The sequence below is a fragment of the Streptomyces sp. NPDC059679 genome (genome assembly GCF_042734105.1).
Taxonomy (GTDB): domain Bacteria; phylum Actinomycetota; class Actinomycetes; order Streptomycetales; family Streptomycetaceae; genus Streptomyces.
Genome location: NZ_JBHWES010000009.1, coordinates 164,350 through 184,965, shown reverse-complemented (window position 1 = coordinate 184,965; position 20,616 = coordinate 164,350). Strand labels below are relative to the sequence as shown.

The window sequence follows — 20,616 nt, the reverse complement described above, 5'->3', positions numbered from 1 at the left end:
TGAGGGTCACATCAACGGCATCAGAAAGCGGCCCAGCATGTCTTCGTACCCTTCGGGGTCGGCGTTCCACATCGCGGCGTGCGGGGCGTTGCGCACCGGGTGAAGGGTGACCAGTTCCGAGTGGCGCTCGGCGAGTTCACGCGAGGCGCCCCAGGGGGCGATGGTGTCGTCCGGACCGTGGATGATCAGCGTCGGCACCTTCGGCCCGTCCAGCTCGGCCATCGCGGCCTGCTCCATCAGTCGGTCTCCGTGCAGGCCCGCCCGCCCCTCGGCGGCCCGTATCGCCAGCGGCAGCAGCGCGGAGGGGATGCGCCGGGCCGAGGCGAGCGCCCGCAGGGTGGCCTGCCAGTCCAGCACCGGAGAGTCCAGGACGAGCCCGCTGATCCGGTCCCGCAGCGCGGAGCCCGCGGCGGCGCGCAGGGCCATGGTGGCGCCGATGGACCAGCCGTACAGGATGACGCTCTCCGCGCCGTAGTGCACCGCGTAGCGGATGGCTGCGTCGAGATCGCGCCACTCGGTCTCGCCGAGGTGTCCGATGCCGTCCTCGGGGCGTGGGGCGCCCGCATCGCCGCGGTAGGCGATGTCGAGCAGCGGGAACCGCCGCTTGTGCAGGAACGGCATCAGCACCATGGGGTGCTCACGGGTGGTGCCGAGGCCGTGCACGGTGATCATCCAGGCGGGGCGGTCGCCGGGTATGAACCAGGCGGGCAGCCGGCCCAGTTCACCGGGTACGTCGACGTCGGCGTGGTCGATCCCGAGCGTGTCCCGTGGATTGCCGGTGTGCACCTGCGGGGTGAAGCGGACGCGGGTGCCTGGGGCCAGGGTGCCGTACGTCACCCGTTCCAGGCGGCGGACCACGGAGTCCGGGGGGTGCGGGACGTCCTCGACCACGGGCCCGACGACGGCGTGGCAGCCCGAGCCGGCGAGGCCGTACGTGCCGGGGCGCAGCGAGGCGAGACTGCGGGTGAGGGTGATCCGGTCGGCCTCGGCGGCGTGCACGGTGAGCCGCGGGTCGTGCGGGAACGGCCGGCCGGGGCCGGGCTTCAGGGCGGCGCCGCTGGCGTACCGCCCGGCCGCCACCGCGCCGGCGCCGACACTGAGCATCGTGGTGGCGGCCACAACCGCCTTCGTCCGCAGCTGCATCTCTCCCAGTGTGGGCGGGGAAGCCGCCGCGGGCCAGCGGGCGCTGACCGGCCGGGTGATCGACCCGCGATCCGCCCGGCTCAGCGGGGCTGGCCGTAGCCGCTGAGCTTGTCCGCGGCGCGGCGCAGCTCTTCGGGTGGCAGCAGGGCCGGGGTGTACCCGGGGACGGCGGCCGCGGTGAGCCAGACCCGGCACATCCACTCCAGCTGGGCCGTCCGGTCGTACGCCTGGTCGAGCGTGGTGCCGTGGACGACGGTGCCGTGGTTGCGCAGCAGACAGCCGGTGCGGTCGCGCAGCGCGTCGAGCATGTTGTGGGCCAACTCGTCGGTGCCGTACAGGGCGTAGCCCGCGACGCGCACCGGGCCGCCGAGGGCGCAGGTCATGTAGTGGATCGCGGGGACCTCGTCGACCAGGGTGGAGACGGCCGTGGCGTGTACGGCGTGGGTGTGGACGACGGCCGCGGCGTCGGTGTCGCGGTAGATCGCGAGGTGCATCGGCAGTTCGCTGGTGGGGGCCAGCTCGCCGATCACCTGGCGCCCGTCCAGGTCGACGCCGACCGTGTCACCCGGGCCGAGCCGGTCGTACGGGACGCCGCTCGGGGTCACCAGGACGATGTCGCCGACCCTGGCCGAGACGTTGCCCGAGGTGCCGACGACCAGGCCGTCGGCGACCGTCCTGCGGGCCGTCTCCACCACCCGCTCCCAGCCTTCCCTCAGGTCCGGTCGCTCCCCAAGTCCGTTCGGTCGTGCGGCATCCGGCTTCGTCACGATCCCTCACCTCCGGGCGCCGATCATGGCAGGCGAGCCGTCGTGTACGCATCACTGCGGGGGCGAGTGGATCATCGGTGCCGCCTTCCCGCAGGTGCGTCACCCCCGAGCCCACCCCAGTTCACCTTCCGTTCACCCCATGTCCTTACGGTCGTGGCTGCACCCTTTGGTTGTCGCACCGATTGCCCAAGGGTGCGCGAATCCTCCCCCTCCCACAGGAGGGGCTTCTCGTGCGGCCATCCCGGTGGCCTCACGGTGGCCACATGGCACTACGTACCGTAGTCACGCGGCGGCGCTCCGTGTCGCCAAGTTCGGGGATCGCATTCCCCCACGAAGGAGTTCGATGGAACACATCACGCTTCTCATTGGGATCGTGATCGTTACGGCCTTGGTGTTCGACTTCACGAACGGCTTCCACGACACGGCCAATGCCATGGCGACCACCATCTCCACGGGGGCTCTCGGTCCCCGGATCGCGGTGGCGATGTCCGCGGTCCTCAATCTCGTCGGCGCGTTCCTCTCCGTGGAGGTCGCCAAGACGATCTCCGGGGGAATCATCGACGAGGACGCCGGAGTCCGCCCCGAAGTGATCTTCGCGGGTCTGGTCGGCGCGATCCTGTGGAACCTGCTGACCTGGCTGGCCGGGCTGCCCTCCAGCTCCTCGCACGCCCTCTTCGGCGGCCTCATCGGCGCCACCCTGGTCTCCGTTGGCATGGACGGGGTCAACAGCGACAAGATCGTCATGAAGGTCCTGATCCCGGCCGTCGCCGCGCCGATCGTGGCCGGTGTCGCCGCCCTGGTCGCGACCCGGCTCACCTACCGGCTGGCCCGCGGCCGCGACCCCCAGGACACCTCGAAGGGCTACCGCGCCGGGCAGATCGCCTCGGCCGCGCTGGTCTCCCTCGCCCACGGCACCAACGACGCCCAGAAGACCATGGGGGTCATCACCCTCGCGCTGATCACCGGCGGTGTGATCGCGCCCGACTCCGACCCGCCGATGTGGGTCATCGTCTCCGCGGGCCTGGCCATCGCCCTCGGTACGTACCTGGGCGGCTGGCGCATCATCCGCACCATGGGCAAGGGCATCACCGACATCCAGCCGCCGCAGGGCTTCGCCGCCCAGACCGGCGCCGCGACCGTCATCCTCGCCTCGTCGCACATCGGCTTCGCGCTCTCCACCACCCAGGTCTGCTCCGGCTCCGTGATGGGCGCGGGGGTCGGCCGCAAGGGCGCTGTGGTGCGGTGGTCCACCGCGGGCCGCATGGTCCTCGCCTGGGTACTCACCCTGCCCGCCGCGGGCCTCGTCGCGGGCGGCGCCGCGCTGCTGGCGGACCAGGGCGACTGGGGCGTCACGGCGGTCGCCGTGCTCGCGGTCGCCGCCTGCGCCGGGATCTGGGCGGCCTCGCGCCGCAAGCCCGTCGACCACACCAACGTCAATGACATCGACGAGGCCGCGGCGCTGCCGGCCGAGCCGGTGGGCGTCGTCACGGCGGCCCTCCAGTCCGTGGCCCCGCCGCCCGCCCGTGCCGCTACCGCCCCCTCCTCCGCCACCCCGGCCGGCGCCTCCGCGGCCACCGGCAGCACCAGCTAAGGAAGTAACGCGATGAGCATCGACTGGGCGGCCCTCGGCCAGGTCTTCGGCATCAGCCTCGTGGTGACCGTCGGCTTCGTGGGCGTCTTCACCCTCGGCATCCTCGGCACCTCCCGTAAGCCGCGGCAGGCGGAGGCGGGCACCGACACGGCCGCCACCGCGTCCGCCGCCCCGGCCCCGGCCGGCGGCGCCTTCGGCCCCGCGCGCGCCGGCGCGTACCTCTGCTTCGCGCTGTGCGCGGCGACCGTGGCGTACGGCATCAACCTGATCGTGGCCTGACCCCGTTCGACCCCACTCACGGCCGCCGGGCTGGAACGTGCCGACCAGCGCGTTCCAGCCCGGCGGCCGTGGCATGTGCTTCTCGGCACACTCACACAGGGTGGGGCATTCGCGAGTTGACGGCCATTCGCGGCCCATGGTGGACTTCCGGAGCCAAACGGCGGCAGGAGAGGAAGCCGGTGAGAATCCGGCGCGGTCCCGCCACTGTCACCGGGGAGCGCTCTCCCATCGCCCGTACGAGTCACGGCCGTCCACACGACGGCTGGAAGACGGGGAGAAGCGCGGATCCGGGAGCCAGGAGACTCTCACCGCCGGTCACGTCGAACCAGGGCGCGGACCCTGAGTGAGGACATACCGCCATGCCCGGCACCGCCATGCCGCCGACCCGCCCGCGGCACCTCCGCCACGTCCCGGCGCCTCCGACACCCCTGATGTTCCTGACGTTCCCCATGTACCGAGGCAAGACGGCGGACTGACGATGCGTGCCGATCACGCCTCGTACGCGTGCGGCGCCGCCCTCGGCTTTCTCGGCGACCTCGCCATGGGCGATCCGCGCCGCGGCCATCCTGTGGCCGCGTTCGGGCGCGCCGCCCTGGCTGTCGAGCGGCTGCTGTGGCGCGACCACCGCGGATCCGGGGCCCTCTACACCGCGCTGTGCGCGGGCGGCGCGGCCGCGGGCGCCGTGCTGTCGGGGCGCGCCGTACGGGCCTTGGGACGCCCCGCGCCGGGAGGCTCCGCTCTGGGCAGCGCTGTCCTGAAACCCTCGGGACGTCCCGTCTTGGGGCACCGCGTCTTGGGGCACCGCGCCGCGGAAACCTCCGCCCTGGGGCGCCGCTCCCCCGCCGCGCAGACCATGCTGACCGCCGCCGCCACCTGGGCGGTGCTCGGCGGCACGACGCTGGGCCGGGAGGCGCGGGCTGTCGGCGGCGCGCTGACGGCCGGTGACCTGGACGCCGCCCGGCGCCGGCTGCCGCACCTGTGCGGGCGCGATCCGCAGGCGCTGGACGAGTCGCAGATCGCGCGCGCGGTCGTCGAGTCGGTCGCCGAGAACACCTCGGACGCCGTTGTGGGCGCGCTGGTGTGGGGGGCAGTCGGCGGGGTGCCGGGCCTGGTCGGCTTCCGGGCCGTCAACACCCTGGACGCGATGGTGGGCCACAAGTCGCCGCGCTATCGGCGGTTCGGTTGGGCCTCGGCCCGGCTGGACGACCTCGCCGGCTGGCCCGGCGCACGGCTCACCGCGGCGCTGGCCGCCCTGGCCGGGCCCGATCCGCGCGGCGCATGGCGCGCCTGGCGGCGCGACGGCCACCGCCATCCGAGCCCCAACGCGGGCCCCGTGGAGGCCGCGTTCGCGGGCGCGCTCGGCGTACGGCTGGGCGGCACCCTCGCGTACGGCGGCCGCGTCGAGCACCGTCCGGTGCTCAACCCCGGCGGGCGGCCGGTCGAGGCGGCCGACATCGAGCGCGCCGTACGGCTTTCGCGGCGCGTCGGTGCCCTGGCGCTCGGCGTGTCCGTCGCGGCCCGACTGGCGGCGGGGACACGGCTCGCGGCAGGCGTGGCGCCGAGGCCGGCCCGTACGGCCGCGCGGCCCGGTGCCGCACCCGTACCCGCCGCGCGGGCCCCACATGGCGCGCTCGCCCGCTGGGCACGGTCCATGCCCCTCCTTCCCGCTCAGTCCCGGCGCGCTCCAACGCGCGAGCTTCCCTCGTCGCTGCGCGGCTCCTCAGTCCAGCCCGCGCAGCGCGCCAAGACACGCTCATACGAGGCACCCGGCGCGGGCCGGTCGGGCGGTCCGGCGACGGTGCGGCCGACGGCCGCGGGGAGGGACTGAGGATGAGCGGGACACAGGGCGGGGGCGCGCCGGGCGGCGGGCTGCTCGTCGCGGGTACGACCTCGGACGCGGGCAAGAGCGTCGTCACGGCCGGAATCTGCCGCTGGCTCAGCCGTAAGGGCGTCAGCGTCGCGCCCTTCAAGGCGCAGAACATGTCGCTCAACTCCTTCGTGACCCGCGACGGGGCGGAGATCGGCCGCGCCCAGGCCATGCAGGCCGCCGCCGCACGCGTCGAGCCGAGCGCGCTGATGAACCCCGTCCTGCTCAAACCCGGCAGCGACCGCAGCAGCCAAGTGGTGCTGCTGGGCAAACCAGTGGGCGAGTTGAGCGCACGCGGCTACCACGCGGGGCGGCAGGAGTCGCTGCTGGGGACCGTCACCGAGTGCCTGGCCGAGCTGCGGCGTACGCACGACGCGGTGATCTGCGAGGGCGCGGGCAGCCCCGCCGAGATCAATCTGCGCCGCACCGACATCGTCAACCTGGGGCTCGCGCGGGCCGCCCGGCTGCCGGTCGTCGTGGTCGGGGACATCGACCGCGGCGGCGTCTTCGCGTCGTTCTTCGGCACGACCGCGCTGCTCTCCGAGGCCGACCAGCGACTGGTCGCGGGCTATCTGGTGAACAAGTTCCGCGGCGATGTGACCCTGCTGGAGCCGGGCCTTCAGATGCTGCGCGGCCTGACGGGCCGCCCGGCCATGGGCGTGCTGCCGTACGCGCACGGGCTCGGCATCGACGAGGAGGACGGGCTGCGGGTGTCGCTGCGCGGGGCGGTGCGCGAGAGCGTCGTCGCGCCGCCGCACGGCGCGGACATCCTGCGGGTCGCGGTCGCCGCCGTGCCGCTCATGTCGAACTTCACGGACGTGGACGCGCTGGCCGCCGAGCCGGGCGTGGTCGTGCGGTTCGTGGACCGGCCGGAGGAGCTGGCCGACGCCGATCTGGTGGTGGTGCCGGGCACCCGCGGCACCGTACGGGCGCTGGCGTGGCTGCGCGAACGCGGTCTGGCCGCGGCGATCGCGCGGCGGGCGGCGGAGGGCCGACCGGTGCTGGGCATCTGCGGTGGCTTCCAGATGCTCGGCGAACGCATCGAGGACGAGGTCGAGTCGCGGGCCGGGACCGTCGAAGGGCTCGGGCTGCTGCCGGTGCGAGTGCGGTTCGCGGTGCACAAGACCCTGGCCCGGCCGGTCGGCGAAGCGTTGGGCGAGCCGGTGGAGGGCTACGAGATCCACCACGGGGTCGCCGAGCTGCTGGATGGCGCGGACGAACCCTTCCTGGACGGCTGTCGGGTCGGCTCGGTGTGGGGCACGCACTGGCACGGCTCGCTGGAGAGCGACGGCTTCCGGCGCGCCTTCCTGCGGCGGGTCGCGGACGCGGCGGGCCGGGCATTCGTCCCGGCGCCCGACACCAGCTTCGGGGAGCTGCGCGAGGAGCAGCTGGACCGGCTGGGCGACCTCATCGAGGAGCACGCGGACACGGACGCGCTGCTGCGGCTGATCGAGAACGGCGTACCGGACGGACTGCCCTTCGTCCCGCCGGGGGCGCCGCCCCAGCCTCCCGGGCCGTCGCTGCCCTCTCCCGCAGCGGCAACGGAGACGACGTCTTCGGAGGCAGCGGCTACGAAGGCGTCGTTCCCTCCGCCTCGCCCAGACCACCACCACCGCGCCCACCACACCGCTGGAGGTACCCAGGCATGACCGCCACCCCCTACCCGTTCACCGCGCTCGTCGGGATGGCCGACCTGCGGCTGGCGCTCCTGCTCAACGCCGTATCACCGGCCGTCGGCGGGGTGCTGGTGCGCGGCGAGAAGGGCACCGCGAAGTCGACGGCGGTGCGGGCGCTCGCCGCCCTGCTGCCCGGCATCGACGTGGTCGCCGGCTGCCGGTTCTCCTGCGACCCCGCCGCGCCCGACCCGGGCTGCCCGGACGGTCCGCACGAGCCGGGCACCGGCACCGTACGGCCCGCCCGGATGGTCGAGCTGCCGGTCGGCGCCTCCGAGGACCGGCTGGTCGGGGCGCTGGACATCGAGCGGGCGCTGTCCGACGGGGTGAAGGCGTTCGAGCCGGGCCTGCTGGCCGACGCGCACCGCGGCGTGCTGTACGTCGATGAGGTCAACCTGCTGCACGACCACTTGATCGACCTGCTGCTCGACGCGGCCGCCATGGGCGCCTCCTATGTGGAGCGCGAGGGCGTGTCCGTACGGCACGCGGCGCGCTTTCTGCTGGTGGGCACCATGAACCCCGAAGAGGGCGAGCTGCGGCCGCAGTTGCTGGACCGCTTCGGCCTGACGGTGGAGGTCGCGGCGTCGCGGGACACCGACGAGCGGGTCGAGGTGGTGCGGCGGCGGCTGGCGTACGACGAGGACCCGGCCGGGTTCGCGGCGCGCTGGGCGGACGAGGAGGGTGCGGTGCGGGAGCGCGTGGCGGCGGCGCGCGCCCTGCTGCGGCAAGTGCGGCTGGGCGATGGCGCGCTGCGGCAGATCGCGGCGGTGTGTGCGGCGTTCGAGGTGGACGGGATGCGCGCGGACATCGTGACGGCCCGTACGGCGACGGCGCTGGCGGCGTGGGCGGGGCGTACGGAGGTGACCACCGAGGACGTACGGCAGGCCGCGCTGCTGTCGCTGCCGCACCGGCGGCGGCGGGCTCCGTTCGACGCGCCGGGGCTGGACGAGGACAAGCTCGACGAGGTGCTGCGCGAGTCCGGCGGCGGGGACGACGACCCGGACCCGGGGCCGGAGGGTCGGGACGAGCAGGATGGGCCGGAGGGACCTGAGGGACCGGGCGGGCCTGACGGTCCAGGGGGTCCCGACGGGCCGGGCGGCGGACAGCCGCCGCAGGGCGCGCCGGAGCAGGCGCCGCCGTCGGCCGGATCGTCCGTACCCGAGCAGCGCACGGGCCCCGACGAATCCAACGGCCCCGACGGGTCCAACAGCTCGGACAGCCAGGTCCCTGATGCCGCAGACGGGGGTGTGGGCGGGGCCGCGGCGGGCGGGCCCGGCGGCGAACGCGCGGCCGTGGGCGCCGCCGAGCCGTTCCGGACCCGGCGGCTCGACGTACCAGGGCTCGGCGAGGGCGCGGCGGGGCGGCGGTCGCGCGCCCGTACGGCCCACGGCCGCACCACCGGCGCGCGCCGCCCCCGCTCCACCCTGTCCAAGCTGCATCTGTCGGCGACCGTACGGGCCGCCGCACCGCATCAGCGCTCGCGCGGCCGGCAGGGCCCCGGGCTCGTGGTGCGCCGTGACGACCTGCGTGAGGCGGTGCGCGAGGGCCGCGAGGGCAACCTCGTGCTGTTCGTGGTGGACGCGTCGGGGTCGATGGCCGCGCGGAAGCGCATGGGCGCCGTCAAGGGCGCCGTGCTGTCGCTGCTGCTGGACGCCTATCAGCGGCGGGACAAGGTCGGCCTGATCACCTTCCGGGGCGCCGAGGCCGCCCTGGCGCTGCCGCCCACCTCGTCGGTGGACGCGGGCGCCGCCCGGCTGGAGAAGCTGCCCACCGGCGGGCGCACCCCGCTGGCCGCCGGGCTGTTGAAGGCCCGCGAGGTGCTGCGGATCGAGCGGCTGCGGGATCCGTCGCGCCGGCCGCTGCTGGTCGTGGTGACGGACGGGCGCGCCACGGGCGGCCCGGACCCGGTCGCCCGGGCCGGGCGCGCGGCCCGGCTGCTGGCGGACGACGGGGTCGCCTCGGTGGTGGTGGACTGCGAGGCGGGGCCCGTCCGGCTGGGCTTGGCGGGCGCGCTGGCACACGAACTGCGCGGGACACCGGTGACGCTCGACGAACTGCGCGCGGACAGCATGACCGCGCTGGTGCGCGACGCGCGCGGGACAAACACCGCACGGACCGTACGACAGACACGGACCGTTTCCGTACGAGGGACCCGGAGGGCCGCCTGATGCCGCAAGGACAACCGACCGTCGTACCCGACGACGGGCTGACCACCCGGCAGCGCCGCAACCGGCCGCTGGTGCTCGTGCACACGGGCGTCGGCAAGGGCAAGTCGACGGCCGCGTTCGGGCTGGCGCTGCGGGCGTGGAACCAAAGTTGGCCGGTCGGTGTATTCCAATTTGTAAAGTCCGCGAAGTGGCGGGTCGGCGAGGAGCGTGCGCTGCGCGTCCTCGGCGAGTCGGGCGAAGGGGGGACCGTCGCATGGCACAAGATGGGCGAGGGCTGGTCATGGCTCCAGCGCTCTCAGCAGGACGCCATCTCCAGCGAGGAGGCGGCGCGCGAGGGGTGGGAGCAGGTCAAGCGGGACCTCGCGGCGGAGACATATCGGCTGTATGTGCTGGACGAGTTCGCATACCCCATGCACTGGGGCTGGGTGGACACCGACGAGGTGGTGTCGGTGCTGCGCGACCGGCCCGGGACCCAGCATGTGGTCATCACGGGGCGTAACGCGCCTCAGAAGCTGCTGGACTTCGCGGATCTGGTCACCGATATGTCAAAGGTCAAGCACCCGATGGACACCGGTCAGAAGGGGCAGCGGGGCATCGAGTGGTGAGTGTTCGGCAGGGGGGAGTGTTCGGTGATGGTGGGTGTTCGGTGAGAGTTCAGCGATGGTGAGAGTTCAGTGGTGGTGAGAGTTCAGTGGTGAGCGTGCCGCGCCTGGTCATCGCCGCGCCCGCCTCCGGCAGCGGCAAGACCATGGTGGCCACGGGTCTGATGGCCGCCTTCGCGGAGCGCGGTCTCGATGTGTCGCCCCACAAGGTCGGCCCGGACTACATCGACCCCGGCTATCACGCGCTGGCCGTCTCGTCCCCGGCCCGCTCCGGGCCGGCGGCCCGCCCGGGCCGCAATCTGGACGCCTATCTGTGCGGGCCGGAGCGGATACGCCCGCTGTTTCTGCGCGGGGCGGCCGGCTGTGATCTGGCGGTCGTCGAAGGCGTGATGGGGCTGTACGACGGGGCGGCCGGGCAGGGCGAGTTGGCGTCGACGGCGCATGTGGCGAAGCTGCTGCGCGCGCCGGTGGTGCTGGTGGTGGACGCCTCGTCGCAGTCCCGCTCGGTGGCGGCGCTGGTCCACGGCTTCGCGTCCTGGGACCCCGAGGTGCGGTTGGCCGGGGTGATCCTCAACAAGGTCGGTTCGGACCGGCATGAGGAACTGCTGCGGGAGGCGCTGGACGAGTCGGGGGTGCCGGTCCTCGGGGCGCTGCGTCGGATGCGCGCGGTGCACGCCCCGAGCCGCCATCTCGGTCTGGTACCGGTGGCCGAGCGGCGGGCGGAGGCGGTCGAATCCGTGGCCGCGCTGGCCGAACAGGTACGCGAGGGCTGCGACTTGGAGGGCCTACTGGCCCTGGCGCGCAGCGCACCGCCGCTGGCGGACCCGCCCTGGGACCCGGAGCGGGAGACCGCCTCCGCGCGGGGTGGAGTGGAGGCGGCCGAGGGCGGAGGGCGGCCGGTTGTCGCGATGGCGGGTGGGGCGGCGTTCACCTTCTCGTACGCGGAGCACGCCGAACTGCTCACCGCCGCGGGCGCGGAGGTGGTTCCCTTCGACCCGCTGCGGGACGAGCGCCTGCCGCAGGGCACCGCGGGCCTGGTGATCGGAGGCGGCTTCCCGGAGGTGTTCGCGCCGGAGCTGTCCGCGAACGAGCCGCTGCGCGCGGAGGTGGCCCGGCTCGCGGCGGTCGGCGCGCCGATAGCTGCCGAGTGCGCGGGACTGCTGTACTTGGCGCGCTCGCTGGACGGCGAGCCGATGTGCGGAGTGCTGCCCGCCGAGGCGCGTATGTCGGAGCGGCTGACACTGGGGTACCGCGAGGCGGTGGCGATCGGCGACAGCTCACTCGCGGCCGCGGGGACCCGGGTGCGCGGGCATGAGTTCCACCGCACCGCCGTGGAGCCGGGCGCGGGGCCGGAGCCCGCGTGGGGGCTGGTCCGTCCGGAGCGCCGCGCGGAGGGGTTCGTCCAGGGCGGTGTGCATGCGTCGTATCTGCATGTGCACTGGGCGGCGGTGCCGGACGCGGCGGTCCGGTTCGTGGCCGGTTGCGCGCGGCGGGGTGGATGAGAGGGCGAAGTGGACGGCGGAACGGAACGGAACGGGAGGGGACGGTGAGTGGAGAGCGTGACACGGGCGGGGGCGCTCCCGGAGCCTCCGGTGGGGTCCGCGTCGGCTCCGGTGGCGCCGAAAGCACCGATGCCCTCCTTGCCGTGCCCGGGGCTGGTCGTCGGGGTCGGTGCCGGGCGTGGTGTGTCCGTCGGAGAAGTGACCGGGCTCATCCGGCGGACGCTCGACGAGGCGGGGCTCTCGGTGTGCGAGGTCGTGGAGTTGGCCACGGTCGAGGGGAAGGCCGACGAGCCGGGGCTGGTCGCGGCGGCGGCCCGGTTCGGCGTGCCACTGCGGGGTTATGGGGCCGCGGCGCTGGCCTCCGTCGCGGTACCGAGTCCGTCCGGGGCCGCGCTGAGTGCCGTGGGGACGCCCAGTGTCGCCGAGGCGGCGGCCCTGTTCGCCGCCACGCCCGGGGGCGAACTGCTCGTGGCCAAGCGGAAATCGGAGCCGCGTGGCCGTCCCGCGCGGGCCACCTGCGCCATCGCGCGCCGTCTCGCGCGCCGGGGCAAACACGGGCAGGACGGGTAGAGATGACCTGCCTGCACATCGGCCCGCAGAAATCAGTAACGTCTCGGGGCGGGATCCCAGCTCCCGCATCGCACTGTGCCACCCGCACCATCAGCACCAAGGAGACCTCGTGACGACCCCGCCCGCGCTGCTCATCGCAGGCATCGGCACCCGAGACGAGAGGCGCGCCGACGCCTTCCGCGACTTCGTACGGGAGTTGGGCACCCGCAATCCCGGCCTCCCCGTCGCGGGAGGCTTCACCGGCCAAAGCCCTTTGCCGCTCGGTGACGCGGTGGCCGGACTCGCCGACGAGGGAGTGACCCGCTTCGCCGTCGTACCGCTGACGCTGATCCCCTCCGAGCGCGCCGAGCAGGACCTCACCGCCGCGCTGGCCGGCGAATGCGAACTGCGCCCCGACACGTCCTTCGTCCGCGCCCGCCCGCTGGGCCCGCACCCCCGGCTGCTGGCCATACTGGAGCGCCGTCTGAACGAGGCGCTGGGCGACGGCCCGCGCCGCTCCCCCTCCGACCGGGCGGAGACCACCGTCCTGCTGGTGGGCCCCGGGTCGGTGGCCCCCGAGTCCAACGCCGAGGTGCACCGGGCCGCCAGGCTGCTGTGGGAGGGCCGCGGCTTCGGCGGTGTGGAGACCGCCTTTGTCTCGATGGCCGCGCCGGACGTGGCCTCGGGCCTCGACCGCTGCGCGCGGCTGGGGGCGCGGCGCATCGTGGTGCTGCCGTACTTCCTGTTCGCGGGGACGGCGGCGGACCGGGCGCAGCAGCAGGCGGAGGGCTGGGCGCTGGCGTACCCGGAGATCGAGGTGGTGACCGCCGATGTACCCGGCCCCTCGGAGGAGCTGATGGAGCTCGTCATGGAGCGCTACCGGGAGGCGGCTGGGGACGAAGCCGACCACAAGGCCGGGGACGCGGCTGAGGATGCGGCCGAGGTAGCGGCGGGGGATGAGACGGGCGGCTCGGTGGCCGTGCCCGCGCAGCAGGGTCGGCAGTCCGACTCCCCCGAGCATGTCCGCTGATCAGCTCGCTGACGTCTCCGTCGGTCCGTCCGCCGGGTTCGACCCGCACCATCTGCGTCACCACGGTGACGCGGAGGTGCGGGGCTCCGGCGCCGAGCTGACGGACCTCGCGGTCAACGTCCGGGCCGACACCCCTCCCGGCTGGCTCAAGGCTCGCATGGCCGCCGCGCTCGACGGCCTCGCCGCCTATCCGGACGGCCGCGCGGCGCGGTGTGCGGTCGCCGCGCGGCATGGTGCGCCGTCGGCGCGGGTGCTGTTGACGGCGGGTGCTGCGGAGGCGTTCGTCCTGCTCGCCCGCGCCCTCCCGGTGCGGCGCCCGGTCGTGGTGCACCCGCAGTTCACGGAGCCGGAGGCCGCGCTGCGGGACGCCGGGCACCAGGTGGAGCGGGTGGTGCTGGACGAGCGCGACGGTTTCCGGCTCGACCCGGGCGCGGTGTCGGAGGAAGCGGACCTGGTGGTGGTGGGCAACCCCACCAACCCGACGTCCGTGCTGCACCCCGCGGATGCGGTGGCCGCCCTGGCCCGCCCGGGGCGGACCCTGGTGGTGGACGAGGCGTTCATGGACGCGGTGCCCGGCGAGCGGGAATCGCTCGCCGGCCGCGCCGATGTGCCGGGGCTGGTCGTGCTGCGCAGCCTCACCAAGACCTGGGGGCTCGCGGGGCTGCGGATCGGCTATGCGCTGGCGGAGCCGGATACGGTCGCGGCCCTGGAGCGGGCGCAGCCGCTGTGGCCGGTGTCCTCCCTTGCCCTGGCGGCGGCGGAGGCGTGCTGTGCGGCTCCGGCGCTCGCCGAGGCGGCGCGGGCGGCGGAGACGATCTCCGTCGACCGGGCCCATCTGGTTGCGCGGCTGGCCGAGTTCGAGGAGATCCGAGTGTGCGCCCCGGCGGCCGGACCCTTCCTGCTGATCCGGCTGCCGAACGCCACCGCGACCCGCGCCCGCCTGCGCGAGCTCGGTTTCGCGGTGCGGCGCGGCGACACCTTCCCGGGCCTCGGCCCGGACTGGCTGCGCCTCGCGGTCCGCGACCCGGCCACGACCGACCGCTTCGTCACCGCCCTGGCGAAGGCACTCGCCGAAGGCTGACCCGGGGCCGACCGGACGGGGGTCAGCCGCGGCAGGGCGCCGGGCGGGCGGAAGCCCGCCGCCCGGCGCCCTGGCCGGCCCCGGACCGGGGTCCGTCAGACCCCGTCGCCTGGTGCCGCGGCGCGGCGGCGGCGGGCCAGGACAACGGCACCGGCGCCCAGGCCGAGGAGGGCGGCGCCGCCGGCCACGAGGTATGGCGTGGTGGAGCTGCCGCCTGTCTCGGCGAGGTGTTCCGGCTTCGGGCCCGAGGTGGCCTGGGAGCCGATTTCGGAGCCCGCGCCCGGGGCGGCCGGGGCCTCACAGGTCGCGTCGGCCAGGGTGACCGTCCCCTCGACCTCGGAGACGTTCAGCTTGAGCGGGTTGACCGAGACCTTCAGTTCGAGCGCCGTGGCCGCGGCGGTGCGGGAGGTGGTCGAGGTGCGCGACAGGTCGAGCCGCACCGTGCCGACGCCGGGCACATCGACCGTGGTCGTGCCGCTGGTGGTGAGGTTGGCCTTCTTGCCGAGCACGACCACGCTGCCCAGCACATTGGACTTGGCGGTCGGCCGCTTTCCGGCCACGCACACCGCCTTCGAGGTGACCTGCTGGACCTCGATCAGCGGCACCGCCGGCAGCCCCGGGAGGTGCACTGTGGCGTGTGCGAGGTTGGCGTACCCCTCGGCACGCGACTTCTCGACGGTGCCACGTGCGGTGGCCACGTCCGCGCGCAGAACGTTGAACGGCTTGCCCCCCTCGACGCCGTCCAGCGTCGCGCTGAGCGCGGTCTTGTTGGCGGAAGCCGGCGCGCGCACCTCGTTCAGGGCGAGCGCCAGCGGCGCCTTGACGGTCTTGTTGAGCAACGCGACGTTCAGATCGGCGCGGAGTACGGCCGCGCCGGCTCCGCCCGTCGTGTGCGTGCTCGTCTTCGCGGACTCGCCCGCCTTGCTGTCGCCATCGGTGGCGTGCGCCGCGCCCGCGGGCAGCAGGCCCAGTACGGAGACGGCGGCAGCTGCCGTGGCGGCTGCCAGCCGGCGGGCGGGCATGCCTGAGTAGTTGTTGGTGGAACAGGACACGTGAGTTGACCCCCACAGGAGACATGGAGCCGTCGGCGACTCGCCACGGGGGGACACCACGGGCGCCGACGGCATCGACCCCGCAATATTTGCGGCGCGCAAGGCCAACCGGCAGCCAACTGGGGTCAGTTCATCCCAACGAGTGTGACTCGACGGCGCGTTCGAACCCCTGGGGTATCGGGTGCCCTGGGGGTATCGGGTGCCCTGAGGCCGCCGAGTCCGCTGCGCCCGCCCCGCCGGCCAAACCGCCCTCAGCCGACCACCCGCCCGCGCAGCACCACCCGCCGCGGCGCCGTCAGCACCCGCACATCGGCCCGCGGATCCGATTCGTACACCACCAGGTCCGCCGATGCGCCCTCGGTGAGCCCGGGGCGGCCGAGCCAGGCCCGCGCGCCCCAGGTGGCGGCCGACAGCGCGGCGGTCGTCGGAAGGCCGGCCTTGACCAGCTCGGCGACCTCCTGGCCGACCAGGCCGTGCGGAAGTGAACCGCCCGCGTCGGTGCCGGTGTAGATGGGCACGCCCGCGTCGTAGGCCGCGCGCACGGTGTCGTAGCGGCGCTCGTGCAGCCGCCGCATATGGTCCGCCCAGCGCGGGAACTTCCCCTCCCCGGCCGTCGCCAGCTTGGGGAAGGTGGCAATGTTGACCAGGGTCGGGACGATCGCGACACCGCGCTCCGCGAAGAGCGGGATGGTGTCCTCGGTCAGCCCCGTGGCGTGCTCGACGCAGTCGATCCCCGCCTCGACCAGGGGGGCCAGGGTCTCCTCCGCGAAGCAGTGCGCGGTGACCCGCGCGCCCAGCCGGTGTGCCTCGGCGATGGCCGCCTCGACCTCCGCGCGCGGCCAGCAGGCCGCCAGGTCCCCGGCCTCCCGGTCGATCCAGTCGCCGACCAGCTTGACCCAGCCGTCCCCGCGCCGCGCCTCCAGCGCGATATACGCCACCAGCTCCTCGGGCTCGATCTCATGGGCGTAGTTGCGGATGTAGCGCTTGGTCCGGGCGATGTGGCGGCCCGCGCGAATGATGCGGGGCAGGTCGTCGCGTTCGTCGATCCAGCGGGTGTCGGCGGGCGAGCCGGCGTCCCGCAGCAGCAGCGCCCCGACCTCCCGCTCGGCCAGCGCCTGCTTCTCGCTGGTCGACTCGTCGACGGCGCCATGCGTGTCGAGTCCCACGTGGCAGTGCGCGTCCACGAGCCCGGGCAGCACCCATCCCTCGATGGTCCGCACGTCCCGGGCGGCGGTCGGCCGGTCGTAAGTGATCTTCCCGTCGACGACCCACAGTTCGTCCCTGACGTCCCAGGCGGAGCCCTCGGCCTCCGGCCCGACGAGCACCCTGCCCTTGATGTGCAGCACCGCGCTATCCCTCATGCCTCGCACTGTACGAGACTTCGCCGACGCGCTGACCGGCCAGTTCCCAGGGGGCTGGACGGCGCCACTCGTACAACACGAGGAGCGCTGCTACGCTCACGCAACCCACCGGATGAGGGGAAGTGAGGAGGCCCGCGTGAGCGCTCCCACCGATGATCCGGCCGCCGTACGCCCCGCACCGGCGGCATTGCCGGAGTCACCGGAGAACGCGCCCCCGGCTACCGCTGGGAGAAGCCCCCTGCCGGACTTACCGGCGGCCACTCTGTCGGACCCGCCACCCGCCCCGGCGTCCGCGCCGGCACCCGTTCCGGCGTCCATTCCGCCAGCCGATCTCCCGCCCGCCGGGCCACCGGATGTCCAGGAGGAGTTCCGGGACTTCTTCGAGCGGCACCACACCGAACTGGCCCGCCTCGCCCACCTGCTGCTCGGCAGCTCCGACGGCGCGGACGACCTCGCCGCCGACGCGCTGGTCGCCGTCTGGCACCAGTGGGAGCGGGTACGGGTCGCCGACCACCCGGCCGCGTACGCCCGGGGTGTCGTCGCCAATCTGGCGCGCTCCCGGATCCGCAGTCTGGTGCGCGAGCGCCGCCGGGTGGCGCTCTTCTCGTCCCAGCGCGCCGACCACGTCGACGACCCGGACATCTCCGCCGTGGTGGACGTCCAGGCCGCCCTGGTGAGGCTGCCGTTCCGTAAGCGCGCCTGTGTGGTGTTGCGGCACGCCTTCGACCTGTCGGAGCGGGAGACGGCGCGTACGCTCGGCATCTCGGTGGGCACGGTCAAGAGCCAGACCTCGCGCGGCATCGCGGAGCTGGAGCGGCTGCTCGGCTCGGCGCACGGCGGCGGGCAGCAGCCGGTGCCGGGCACGCAGGAGACCGTACGGAAACTCCACCCTGGTCATGCGGGAGGGAACGGTCGATGATCGACCACCGCGAGCGGCACGGCCGGATCGATGTCGCCGCCGAACTGCACACGGCCGCCGAGTCCCACCGGCCGGACCGGGCCCGGATGCTGGCCCGGGTGACCGCGGGCATGGCCGGGGACGAGCGGCGCCACACCGAGCGCGGGGGCAGGGCCGGGCGGCCGTGGACCCGCGTGGCGGGCCCGGTCGCCGGGCTCGCGGCGGCGGTCGCCGCCGCGGGGATCGTGGTGCTGGCCACGGAGCCGACCCAGCGGCCGCAGACCGTACGGACGTCGAGCGAGCCCGCGGTCCCGCCCGCCGACGCGGGGCGGGACACCGGGAGCGGAGGGGGAACGGACGACGGGTCGCAGCGGCACACCCCGACCGCCTCCCCCACCGCGGTCGGTCCAAACCACCTCGCCGACCCTGTGGTTCGCTCGAACGGCGAGATCGACCCGGGGTCGAACCCGTACTGGGCGCAGAGCGATGTGATCCTCAAGACCGGCAAGCCGCTGACCTCGCTGACCGTCGAGCTGCGGGTCGCGCACACCGGTGGGGTGCTCACCACCGGCTCCTGGAGCACGCTGCCCACCGACGATATGAAGGTCTCGGTGCGCAGCGAGAAGAACGCGCTGGTGTACCGCTGGACGCTGAAGGACGGGGCCACGGTGCCCGCGGGCCGGCATGTCTTCGCCGGGCAGTACAACCACGCCGAGGGCGACCGCGACATCGCCGAGGACAGCTACTCGGCCTCCGGCAACGGGCCCTCGGGCGCGTTCGCCGTCAGAGGCGCATTCCGCGAATCCAGGTGAATTCTGGGTGGCCGGTGGAGATATAAAGGGAGCACCTTTATGAATACAGGCTCCCATCGTCTTCTGCCCGCTTTCCGGACCCCTAAACGCTAAAATTTCGTAACCCGGAAACGCTGTAATTCGAGTGCATCACCCGACCGTTACACAGATGTGACGCACTCCACACGGAGGGTGTTTCGTCCCAGTAACTCCCCGACAAATCAGCACTTTTCATCCATCACCTCCTGCGCACGCGCGTCCCCGCGCGATAACACACCGACCCCCCTTCGGGTAACCCCTCACCGCAATGCAATTTAAGATTGTGCTCGGTAAATTCAAGCCGCATGACCGCCGCACAAGCAGACCTTGCACGTGCCCGAAGAGAAATTCCGAAAGGACTGACGCTCGAGGCCCCACGCGTCGAGGACGGAGCCGCGATCTGGCGCATCGCCCGCGACTCCGGGACCTTGGACCTGAACTCCTCCTACAGCTATCTGCTGTGGTGCCGCGACTTCGCCGCCACGTCGGTCGTGGCCCGGGACGCACAGGGGGAGCCGGTCGGCTTCGTCACGGGTTACATCCGCCCCAAGCGCCCCAGGACCCTGGTGATCTGGCAGGTCGCCGTGGACCAGGCGTGGCGCGGCAGAGGGCTGGCCGCCGCCCTGCTGGACGGGCTGACCGCACGCGTCGCCGAGCAGTCGGACATCCATGGCATCGAGACCACGATCACGCCGGACAACACCGCCTCCAACAGGCTGTTCACCTCCTTCGCCGAGCGGCACGGGGCGGCCGTGGAGCGCGAGGTGCTGTTCGACGGCGGTCTGTTCCCCGACGGCGGCCATGAGCCCGAGGTGCTGTACCGCATCGGCCCCCTCGTCTTCCACACCTGACGCGCCACCTGAGCAGCACACCCCCCACACCGCACCCCCGCACCGAGCTCTCACCCCCCTCACACTCATCTCCCAGGAGAATGCTGTGACCATCACCCCGCCCGCGCTGAGCGTCTTCGAGGCCCTGGAGTCGGAGGTACGCAGCTACTGCCGCGGCTGGCCCGCCGTCTTCGACCGCGCGCAGGGCAGCTACATGTACGACGAGGACGGCCACACCTACCTCGACTTCTTCGCCGGGGCCGGAGCGCTCAACTACGGTCACAACAACCCGGTCCTCAAACGCGCCCTGCTGGACTACATCGAGCGCGACGGCGTCACCCACGGCCTGGACATGGGCACCACCGCCAAGCGCGCCTTCCTGGAGACCTTCCAGAACACCGTGCTGCGCCCGCGCGACCTGCCGTACAAGGTCATGTTCCCTGGCCCGACCGGCACCAACGCCGTCGAGGCCGCCCTCAAGCTGGCCCGCAAGGTCAAGGGGCGCGAGGCCATCGTGTCCTTCACCAACGCCTTCCACGGGATGTCGCTCGGCGCGCTCGCCGTCACCGGCAACGCCTTCAAGCGGGCCGGCGCCGGTATCCCGCTGGTCCACGGCACACCGATGCCGTTCGACAACTACCTGGACGGCCGGGTGCCCGACTTCCTGTGGTTCGAGCGGCTGCTGGAGGACCAGGGCTCCGGGCTCAACCAGCCCGCCGCGGTCATCGTCGAGACGGTGCAGGGCGAGGGCGGTATCAACGTGGCGCGCGCCGAGTGGCTGCGCGGCCTGGCCGACCTGTGCAAGCGCCGCGACATGCTGCTGATCGTCGACGACATCCAGATGGGCTGCGGCCGCACCGGCCCGTTCTTCTCCTTCGAGGAGGCGGGCATCACCCCGGACATCGTCACGCTCTCCAAGTCCATCGGCGGCTACGGCCTGCCCATGTCGCTGGCGCTCTTCCGGCCCGAGCTGGACATCTGGGAGCCGGGCGAGCACAACGGCACCTTCCGCGGCAACAACCCGGCCTTCGTCACCGCCGCCGCGGCCCTGGACACCTACTGGGCCGACGGCCAGATGGAGAAGCAGACCCTCGCCCGCGGCGAGCAGGTCGAGCAGGCGCTGCGCGAGATCTGCGAGGAACACGTCAGGCTGGGCGCCCAGTACCGCGGCCGGGGCCTGGTCTGGGGCCTGGAGTTCACCGACCCCTCGCGTGCCTCGGCGGTGTGCGCTCGCGCCTTCGAGCTCGGCCTGCTGGTGGAGACGTCGGGCCCGCAGAGCGAGGTCGTCAAGCTGCTGCCGCCGCTGACCGTCTCCCCCGAGGAGCTGGACGAGGGCCTGCGGACGCTGGCCCGAGCCGTCCGTGAAACCGCCTGACGCCACACCAGAACACGT

18 protein-coding genes and 1 riboswitch are annotated in these 20,616 nt (G+C 73.5%); of the genes, 14 read left to right on the top strand and 4 right to left on the bottom strand.

All coding sequences use genetic code 11. The annotated features are described in order from the left end of the window. Positions 1-6: 6 nt before the first annotated feature. Complete coding sequence (locus ACFV2X_RS13660) at positions 7-1,143, bottom strand: alpha/beta hydrolase (RefSeq protein WP_385615466.1); 1,137 nt, start codon at positions 1,141-1,143, stop codon at positions 7-9. Between the two features lie 80 nt (positions 1,144-1,223). Further along, positions 1,224-1,859: a class II aldolase/adducin family protein gene (locus ACFV2X_RS13655; protein ID WP_385615561.1), complete on the bottom strand. Its 636-nt coding sequence runs from the start codon at positions 1,857-1,859 to the stop codon at positions 1,224-1,226. Between the two features lie 394 nt (positions 1,860-2,253). Here ACFV2X_RS13655 and ACFV2X_RS13650 point away from each other — a divergent pair, with 394 nt between their 5' ends. From ACFV2X_RS13650 to cobC, 10 genes are all read left to right on the top strand, one after another. Further along, the gene (locus tag ACFV2X_RS13650) at positions 2,254-3,501 is read left to right on the top strand and encodes an anion permease (protein ID WP_385615463.1); all 1,248 of its coding nucleotides are present in this window, start codon (positions 2,254-2,256) and stop codon (positions 3,499-3,501) included. Between the two features lie 12 nt (positions 3,502-3,513). Then, complete coding sequence (locus ACFV2X_RS13645; RefSeq protein ID WP_385615461.1) at positions 3,514-3,780, top strand: hypothetical protein; 267 nt, start codon at positions 3,514-3,516, stop codon at positions 3,778-3,780. A gap of 168 nt (positions 3,781-3,948) precedes the next feature. Further along, positions 3,949-4,085, top strand: a riboswitch (cobalamin riboswitch). A 173-nt stretch (positions 4,086-4,258) separates the two neighbouring features. After that, entirely contained in the window at positions 4,259-5,608 is a 1,350-nt protein-coding gene (locus ACFV2X_RS13640; protein ID WP_385615459.1) for a cobalamin biosynthesis protein, read from the top strand. A gap of 2 nt (positions 5,609-5,610) precedes the next feature. Further along, positions 5,611-7,296, top strand: a complete 1,686-nt coding sequence (locus ACFV2X_RS13635; RefSeq protein ID WP_385615456.1) for a cobyric acid synthase — start codon at positions 5,611-5,613, stop codon at positions 7,294-7,296. Next, entirely contained in the window at positions 7,293-9,488 is a 2,196-nt protein-coding gene (locus tag ACFV2X_RS13630) for a putative cobaltochelatase (protein WP_385615453.1), read from the top strand. Before ACFV2X_RS13635 ends, ACFV2X_RS13630 begins: the two co-directional genes overlap by 4 nt. After that, a complete protein-coding gene (gene cobO / locus ACFV2X_RS13625) occupies positions 9,488-10,093 on the top strand; it encodes a cob(I)yrinic acid a,c-diamide adenosyltransferase (RefSeq protein WP_089511242.1) in 606 nt (201 codons plus the stop codon). Before ACFV2X_RS13630 ends, cobO begins: the two co-directional genes overlap by 1 nt. Before the next feature lie 86 nt (positions 10,094-10,179). Beyond that, entirely contained in the window at positions 10,180-11,592 is a 1,413-nt protein-coding gene (locus ACFV2X_RS13620) for a cobyrinate a,c-diamide synthase (protein ID WP_385615449.1), read from the top strand. Positions 11,593-11,721: 129 nt separating this feature from the next. Then, entirely contained in the window at positions 11,722-12,162 is a 441-nt protein-coding gene (locus tag ACFV2X_RS13615; RefSeq protein ID WP_385615447.1) for a cobalamin biosynthesis protein, read from the top strand. A 109-nt stretch (positions 12,163-12,271) separates the two neighbouring features. After that, positions 12,272-13,171, top strand: coding sequence for a sirohydrochlorin chelatase (locus ACFV2X_RS13610; protein ID WP_385615444.1), 900 nt, complete (start codon positions 12,272-12,274; stop codon positions 13,169-13,171). Beyond that, complete coding sequence (gene cobC / locus ACFV2X_RS13605) at positions 13,161-14,252, top strand: Rv2231c family pyridoxal phosphate-dependent protein CobC (protein ID WP_385615441.1); 1,092 nt, start codon at positions 13,161-13,163, stop codon at positions 14,250-14,252. Before ACFV2X_RS13610 ends, cobC begins: the two co-directional genes overlap by 11 nt. A 95-nt stretch (positions 14,253-14,347) precedes the next feature. Here cobC and ACFV2X_RS13600 read toward each other — a convergent pair whose 3' ends face one another. Next, positions 14,348-15,274, bottom strand: a complete 927-nt coding sequence (locus ACFV2X_RS13600) for an SCO1860 family LAETG-anchored protein (protein WP_385615559.1) — start codon at positions 15,272-15,274, stop codon at positions 14,348-14,350. A gap of 281 nt (positions 15,275-15,555) precedes the next feature. Beyond that, the gene (locus ACFV2X_RS13595; protein ID WP_385615439.1) at positions 15,556-16,665 is read right to left on the bottom strand and encodes an amidohydrolase family protein; all 1,110 of its coding nucleotides are present in this window, start codon (positions 16,663-16,665) and stop codon (positions 15,556-15,558) included. Positions 16,666-17,065: 400 nt separating this feature from the next. Here ACFV2X_RS13595 and ACFV2X_RS13590 point away from each other — a divergent pair, with 400 nt between their 5' ends. The 4 genes from ACFV2X_RS13590 (at position 17,066) to ectB (ending at position 20,598) form a co-directional block, all read left to right on the top strand. Next, the gene (locus tag ACFV2X_RS13590; RefSeq protein WP_256982359.1) at positions 17,066-17,584 is read left to right on the top strand and encodes a SigE family RNA polymerase sigma factor; all 519 of its coding nucleotides are present in this window, start codon (positions 17,066-17,068) and stop codon (positions 17,582-17,584) included. Beyond that, entirely contained in the window at positions 17,581-18,375 is a 795-nt protein-coding gene (locus tag ACFV2X_RS13585; protein WP_385615436.1) for a hypothetical protein, read from the top strand. The genes ACFV2X_RS13590 and ACFV2X_RS13585 overlap by 4 nt, the downstream gene beginning before the upstream one ends. A gap of 323 nt (positions 18,376-18,698) precedes the next feature. After that, the gene (ectA, locus tag ACFV2X_RS13580) at positions 18,699-19,244 is read left to right on the top strand and encodes a diaminobutyrate acetyltransferase (RefSeq protein WP_385615434.1); all 546 of its coding nucleotides are present in this window, start codon (positions 18,699-18,701) and stop codon (positions 19,242-19,244) included. A gap of 85 nt (positions 19,245-19,329) precedes the next feature. Further along, entirely contained in the window at positions 19,330-20,598 is a 1,269-nt protein-coding gene (gene ectB, locus ACFV2X_RS13575) for a diaminobutyrate--2-oxoglutarate transaminase (protein ID WP_385615431.1), read from the top strand. Positions 20,599-20,616 lie beyond the last annotated feature (18 nt).